Raw genomic sequence first — 6,437 nt, forward strand, 5'->3', positions numbered from 1 at the left:
GGCCGACGCCACCGGCCGGGCCCGCCGGGCTTCCGCTCCTACTTGGCCGGACGGCTCCACAGGACGGGCTGCTGGCCGTCGCTGTCCGCGGTGCCGCCGACGCCGAGCAGCGTCCCGCCCGCCGCCGCCAGCCCGGTGATCTCCTGGTCGCCGGGGCCCGCCAGCCCCTTGCCGGATGGGGTCGAGACCGTCCAGGACGCGCCGTCCGCGGACTTCCACGCCACCACGTCGGCCGAGCCCGCGTCGCCCGTCGTGCCCGCCGCGGAGAACCCGGCGCCGGTCGCGGCCAGCGCGGTGACCCGCACGGACTTCGCGCCGCCCGGCGACGGGAGCTGCACCGCCTTCCAGGTGCGGCCGCCGTCGGCGGACACGTAGCCGAGCGCGACCGTGCCGGACGGCGTGCGTCCCTCACCGGCCGCCACGATCGTGTTGCCCTGCGCGCTGACCTGGGTCAGCGAGCCGTCCGTCGTGCCGGACGGCAGCGGAAGCTGCTTCAGCGTCCACTGCTTGCCGTCCTGCGAGGTCCACACGGCCGGCCGGTCGGCGGTGGCGGCCTTGGCGGCGGGGTCGCGCAGGCCGCCCGCGGCCGCGAACCCGAAGCCGCCCGCGGCGACCGAGCGCAGCCAGCGGTCGGAGTTCGGCAGCGCGTTCAGCCCGCTGTTCCCGACGCCCCTGCCGCGCTCCCACGTCTTCAGGTCGGCGGAGAACCAGGTGGCGGCGGACGCGCCGTCCTCGCCGACGATCACGTAGCCGGCCGGGCCCGCCGCGGTGGCGTAGGTCGCGAGCTGGTTCCGGCCGGGACGGAACGCGTCCGCGCCGTCCGCGGCCTGCCAGCCCGAGCCGTCGGACGAGGTCACGACGAGGGGCTGGTGCGGCGCGGCCCGGTCGAACCCGACCGCGAGCCACCCCTGCCTGCCCGCGGCGACGCTGAGCAGCCGCTGCCCGCCGGGGCGGGAGAACGCGGCGCCGGCGCCCTGCGCCCGCGTCCACGTCTTCCCGTCGCCGGAGACCCACGCGGCCGCCTCGCCGCCCGCGCTGCCCACCGCGACGGTCTTGCCGCCGTCGGAGCCGAGCGCGGTGACGGTGTGGTCGCGGCGCACCGCGCCCGGCACCTTCGCCAGGTCGACCGGGACCTCGGCGCCCTTGGCGTCCAGCACGGTGAGCATGGCGTTCTGATCGCCGCCGCCGTTCTGGAAGCCGACGACCACGCTCTGCCCGGCGGCCGACGCCGACGACCGCACCGTGCGGCCGGGCTGGGCCGGGACGGAGCCCGCGTCCTGCCAGGTGTTGCCGTCCGCGCTGCGCGACACCAGGAGGTCGCGGCCCCGCACGACGACCGCGGCGAACCCGTTCGCGTCGCCGAGCACGGTCGAGACGCTCCGGTAGCCGGACGCCTTGAGCTGCCCGGCCTTCGTCCAGGTCTTGCCGTCCTTGGACGTGAACGCCTGCCCGTAGGGGCCGTTGATCTCGCGGATGGCGAGGAATCCGGTGGGACCGCCGCCGACCATCAGGCCGTGCGTGCCCTTCGGCGCGGGCACCTCGGTGGTGTCCCAGGTGCTCCCGCCGTCCTCCGAGCGGAACGTGCGGCGGAACCGGGCGGGCTTCTTCGGGTCCGGCGCGTGGATCGCCTCGACGACCACCGCGTTCCCGGACGCCGCCGCCGTGACCAGCGTGAGCTGCCCGTTCCGCACCGGCAGGCCGAGCTGGCCGCCGCTCTTGATGGCCCAGCTCGCGCCGTCGCCGGACGTCCAGACGGCGGGCTCGGCGTCGCTGAAGTCGCCCTTCTTGGACGAGGCGCCGATCGCCATGAACCCGTCGCCGGTGCCGATGACCTGCTTCACCCGCGTGTGGCCGCCGAACGGCAGCGCGGCCTGGTCGGGCTGCCGCGTCCAGCTCCTGCCGTCCTGGCTCGTCCACAGCACGGGGCCGGCCGTGCCGGCGCCGATCGCGACCCAGCCGTGCCCGCCGCCGCCGACCAGCCGGGGCGTGTCGTCGGGGGTGCCGCCGGTGCCCTTGACCTCGGCGGACGTGTAGGTCCGGCCGCCGTCGGAGGAGACGAGGAACTCGGGGCGCGAGCCGGCCACGCCGGACTCCGCGCCGACGGCCACCACGGTCGAGCCGGCCGCCGCGACGTCGGTCAGCCGCTGGTCGAGCCCGTCGTGGCCGCCCTGCCCGGCCGCGAACAGCGACCCGGCGAGCCGGACGCCCGCGGCGGAGCCGCCGTCGTCGTCACCGCCGCTCTGGGAGACGAAGTAGTAGCCGCCGCCCGCGAGGACGGCGACGGCCGCCAGACCGGCGACGCCGATGAGGATCGGCTTCTTGGACCGCTTCGCGCCCTTCTTCTTCGGCTCGGTGCGCCACGGCTCGTCGATGGTCGGGGGCGCCGGGGTGAGGGGCGGGCCGAGCGGCGCCGCTTGCGGCCCGGGGAACTGCTGCGACGGGACGCCCGGGATCTCCTGGGCGTAGGGGAACGGCTCGGGCCCGCCGAGCACGGGCTTGTTGTCCGGGATCTCCTGCGCCCAGGGGAACGGCTCGTGCGCGGGCTGCGCGGGGCCGGGCTGCCCGGGGCCGGGGAGCGGCGGGGCGGGCTGGGGCGTGGGCGGCAGCGCGGCGTGCGGGTTGCCGGGGATCTCCTGTGCCCACGGGAACGGCTCGGGCGCCGCCGGGGGCGGCGCGGGGGCGTCCTGGGCGTTGGGGAACGGCGCGGGCGGCTGCGGGGCCGGCGGCTGCTGCGCGAAGGGCGGCGGGCCCGGCGGCGCCGGAGGCTGGACGGGCGGCTGCGGCGCGGCCGGCTGCTGCTGGGAGGCGGCGGGACGTTCCACGCGGGTGACGTCCGCTTCCTCGTCCTCGTCGTCGTCGCGGCCCGTGTTCCCGAGCCAGGCGGAGGCGTCCAGGATGGTCTGGTCGCCGATCGATTCACCAGAAGCCGGGTCACCGGAACCCGGGCCACCGGAGGCAGGGCCGACGGGCGCGGCGGCAGGCGCGCCGGGGAACGGCGGGAGCGGCGGAGGGTCGGCGGGCTCACCGCCGCCGCCCTCGCCCCCGCCCGGGTTCCCGGTCGAGAACACCTGCGTGCGCATCATCCCGCTGATGTCGATGTCGCTGACCGTCCGGTCGGACTCGTCGTCCTCCGGCTCGGCCAGCGGCTCCCCGAACGGCGGCGGCTGCTCCGCCGGCTCGGGCAGCAGCGGCGTGGCGCCGGACGGGCCCTGCTCGGCCAGCCACTGGGGAGGCGGCGGCGCCTGCCCCGGCCGCCCGGCGTCGGGACGCTCGACCTCGCCCTGCCCGGGCCCGTGGTCGCCGTCCTGCTTTCCGGTCGAAGTCACGCCCGCACTCCCAGCCTGAGGTCACGTACACGTCGCCCGCGTGTCAGATGGTCGTGAGCGATGATAATGGGGCATTCGCCCCTGGGGGCCGCGTTGCGGACCGTACCGCCGTCACCCGGCCTTCAGCCGGCCGTTCATCCACTGCATGATCTCGGGCGTCAGCCGGGTGAACGTGCCGAAGTTGTGGCCGCCGTCGTCGGGGAACAGCGTGTCCACCCGCAGCGGCGGCTTCGCCGCCTGGATGAACTGCTGCGCCTGCCGGTACCCCTTCTCCACCTTGCTGGAGGCCAGCAGGACCGACGTCGGCGGGGACGGCAGGTTCCGCACCCGCCAGAGCAGGTCGTTGTCGTTGCGGACCTTCGGGCTGCCGCCGTACAGCTCGCCGGTCGTCGCGTCCTTGATCGCGTGCAGGTAGCCGCCGAGGGACGCGCCCGCCGCGAACCGGTCGGAGTGCATCATGGCCAGCTTCACCGCGCAGTAGCCGCCGGTCGACTGGCCCATCACCCCCCAGCCCTGCTCGTCGGACGCCAGCCGGTAGGTCGCGCTCAGCGCCTTCGGGACGTCCTGCGCGAAGAACGCGAGGGACTGCGGCCCGCTCGGCACGTCGGTGCACTCGGTGTCGCGCGGCGGGGCGACCATCGTCCGGGTGATGACGTAGACGGTCGGCTGGATCGTTCCGTTGCGCATGTCCTTGGCGGCGAGCTTCACCATCGCCTGCCGCTCGATGATGCCGCGCGGGTCGCCCGGGTAGCCGGCGAGGACGAGCGCCACCGGGAACCGGCGGTCCTTGAACTGCGGCTGGAAGTACTGCGGCGGCAGGTAGACGAACGCCTGCACCTGCAGGCCGGTCCGCGCGCCGCGGATCGTCGTCTGCTCCAGCCGCCCGTCCCGTTCCGGGTCGTGCAGGCCCTGCTTCACCGACAGCGGCGAGACGGTCCGCGCGAGCGGGCCGCCCGACCAGGCGCCCTGGCCCGCCTTGGCGCCGTGCACGGCGACGGGCCCGTCCAGCCGGCCGAGCAGGTCGCTCCAGCTGTTGTAGAAGAGGAAGTAGGCGTTCATCCCGGTGACGAGGGCGAGCGTGATGAACAGCTGGCAGCCGACCAGCAGCCCGCCGCGGGCGGCCTGCGCGCCGGGCCCGCGGCCGGTGATCCTCGGCAGCGCCCACAGCGTGCCGGCCAGCGCCGCCACGGCGAGCAGGCAGACGAGGACCACGAAGGCCGTGCCGGTCAGCTGCATGGGTCGTGCTCCCCCTTCGTCGGGCCGCCGGGCCCGGCCGAGCCGGTCCGGCTCACTGGGCCCGCCCCGCGGACGCGCAGCTCTCCCCCGAGCACCGGACGAGGGCGTTCAGCTGCTCCGACAGGCGCCGCCGCCGCTCCTCGGGCAGCCGCTTCGCGGCGTTGTCCAGCTCGTTCGGATCGCGCGCCAGGTCGTAGTACTCGCGCTCGCCGTCGGCGTACTCGACGTAGAGCGCGTCGTTCGTGCGGATCGCGTTGTAGGTCGTCGGCGCGCCGGGCGCGGAGTCCTGCCGGTCCGGGTCGTCGCGCGACGGCGCGGGCTTGACGTGCTCGATCAGCGCCGCCTGCCGCCAGTCGCCGGGCGTCTCGCCGCGCAGGAACGGCACCAGCGACCGGCCGTCGGTGCCCGGCGGCGCGGGCAGCCCGGCGAGGCCGAGGAAGGTGGGGGCGAGGTCGGTGTTCTGCGCGAACGCGCCGACGTGGCGCCCCGCGCCGACGCCGGGCCCGGTGACGACGTACGGGACGTGGATGTCGACGTCGAACGCGGTCATCTTGCCGCCGGCGAGCCGGTGCTCGCCCATGTGGAAGCCGTTGTCCGAGCCGAAGACCACGTAGGTGTCGCGGTCGATGCCGAGCGTCGCCAGCTCGCCGCGGATGCGGCCGATCATGTCGTCGACGGACTGCACCATCCGGACCCGGTCGCGGAACCCCTCGTCGATCCGGGCGATCGCGCCCTTGCCGAGCTTGGGGTGCTTGCGCAGCCAGGACGGCTTGTCGCGGACGTCCTTCTCGTTGAACGCCGGCGACCGGGGCGCCTTCAGGCCGGCGAACTTGTCGGCGTACCGGGGCGCGGACACGAACGGGCCGTGCGGCGCGAACGTGGAGATCTCCATGAAGAACGGCTTGGACGAGCCGCCGGCGCGCTGCACGAAGTCGGTGCCCTTGTTCGCCAGGACGTCGGTCAGGTAGTCCTGCGGCTGGTGGCCGTAGTTGATGAGGCGGCCGTTCTCGTTCAGGTTGTAGTCGTACTCGGGGTAGCCGTTGCCCGCGACGTACCACTCGCTCCAGCCGGGCGGCACGTACGGGCGCGCGCCGCCCTGCTTGTCGCCGGGGAGGTAGCCGTTCATGTACTTGCCGAGGAACGCGGTCCGGTACCCGGCCTTCTGCAGGGCGGGCCCGAACGAGTTCCGCTCGCCGCCGTTCTGCTGGAAGACCTGGTAGCCGCCGAGCGGCGGGAAGTTGGTGCGGACCTTGGTGTTGTGCGGGTAGAGCCCGGTGAAGATGGTCGCCCGGGACGTGCAGCACAGCGAGTCCGCCATGAAGAACTTGTCGAAGGTCAGGCCGTCCCGCTGCATCTTCTGCACCTGCGGCATGTGCGCGATGAGGTTCCACGACAGGTCGTCGGTGAGCACGAAGATGATGTTCGGCTTCTTGGCGGGCTGGGTGGCGGCGGTGCGGTGCCGCTTGCCGCTCCCGCCGGAGCAGGCCGCGAGGCCGGCGGCGAGGACGGCGGTGAGCAGGAGCGCGAGGACGGTCCGGCCGCGGGCCGGGCGGGCATGGGGACGGCGGGTGCGGGGGGTCGCCGAAGGCGGCTCGCACCGCTGTTCCCGGATCAACGTCCGCCTCTCCTCGCCCAACAACCCCGCCAGCAGGGTACCCAGCCTGACGTGTGATTCGGGTGGGTGCCTGGTGGTTCGCGTGACTTGGGGTTTGTTGGCATCATGCGGGTGGGCTGAAGGGGAGGTCAGGTGAGGCTGCGAACGGTCCGCCCCGCGCCCCGCGCGGCCGCGAGCGCGGCGGCCGCCGTCCTGGCCCTCGCCCTGCTGCTCTGCACCGGCTGCGCCGCCGGGACGTCCCGCGCCGGGGCGCGCCCGTC

3 protein-coding genes are annotated in these 6,437 nt (G+C 75.1%); all 3 read right to left on the bottom strand.

The window, feature by feature from the left end:
* Positions 1–38: 38 nt before the first annotated feature.
* The 3 genes from ABZ914_RS43850 to ABZ914_RS43860 all read right to left on the bottom strand — a co-directional run bounded on the left by ABZ914_RS43850 (position 39) and on the right by ABZ914_RS43860 (position 6,177).
* Positions 39–3,326, bottom strand: coding sequence for a hypothetical protein (locus ABZ914_RS43850; protein ID WP_500200656.1), 3,288 nt, complete (start codon positions 3,324–3,326; stop codon positions 39–41).
* A 111-nt stretch (positions 3,327–3,437) separates the two neighbouring features.
* Entirely contained in the window at positions 3,438–4,562 is a 1,125-nt protein-coding gene (locus ABZ914_RS43855; RefSeq protein WP_500200657.1) for an alpha/beta hydrolase, read from the bottom strand.
* A gap of 52 nt (positions 4,563–4,614) precedes the next feature.
* Positions 4,615–6,177 carry a sulfatase family protein gene (locus tag ABZ914_RS43860; protein ID WP_500200658.1) on the bottom strand — a complete coding sequence of 521 codons (1,563 nt, stop codon included), beginning with the start codon at positions 6,175–6,177 and terminating at the stop codon, positions 4,615–4,617.
* Positions 6,178–6,437: the final 260 nt, after the last annotated feature.

Source organism: Spirillospora sp. NPDC046719, assembly GCF_040645715.1.
Taxonomy (GTDB): domain Bacteria; phylum Actinomycetota; class Actinomycetes; order Streptosporangiales; family Streptosporangiaceae; genus Spirillospora.